Origin of the sequence: Mesorhizobium sp. M2A.F.Ca.ET.037.01.1.1 (assembly GCF_003998075.1) — a bacterium.
Lineage (GTDB): Bacteria > Pseudomonadota > Alphaproteobacteria > Rhizobiales > Rhizobiaceae > Mesorhizobium.
The window spans coordinates 1-429 of sequence record NZ_RZSA01001830.1; the positions used below are offsets into that span (position 1 = coordinate 1).

The following is a 429-nucleotide window of genomic DNA, read 5'->3' on the forward strand; positions in this document are numbered from 1 at the left end:
CCACCTGCAGATTGTATCGCCACGGATTGGTGATCACCGCTTTTGGAAAGGACCCCCGACATGACCATTTCCGCGCTTACGCTGACCCCGTTGATCTCGCTGATCGCCGGCGTGCTGATCCTGGTCATGCCCAGGCTGCTGAACTACATCGTCGCGCTCTATCTGATCATCGCCGGCCTGCTCGGACTGTTCCCGCATCTCGGCGGCTGAAGGTCTGAAGGCCGTCATCGCCCCTTCACTGCCAGCGGGCCGGTCGGGGTCGCGGTCTTCAACTTTCCTTTGAGGCTGTTGTGCCGGGCGATGCGGCAATAGCGCCATTGCTCTGCGTCCAGCTTTTCGCTATGTGCCTCCAAGATGTCTTCGAAGGGGTATTCCTATGGCTGATCACACGCCGACCGGTCCTGTCGAACTGGGCGCGAAGATGGACTA

At 59.9% G+C, this 429-nt stretch carries 1 protein-coding gene; it reads left to right on the plus strand.

What is annotated here, in order from left to right; all coding sequences use genetic code 11:
- The first annotated feature begins 60 nt into the window (after positions 1-60).
- Positions 61-210, plus strand: coding sequence for a DUF3096 domain-containing protein (locus tag EOA27_RS40035; RefSeq protein ID WP_127222595.1), 150 nt, complete (start codon positions 61-63; stop codon positions 208-210).
- The last annotated feature ends 219 nt before the right edge of the window (positions 211-429 follow it).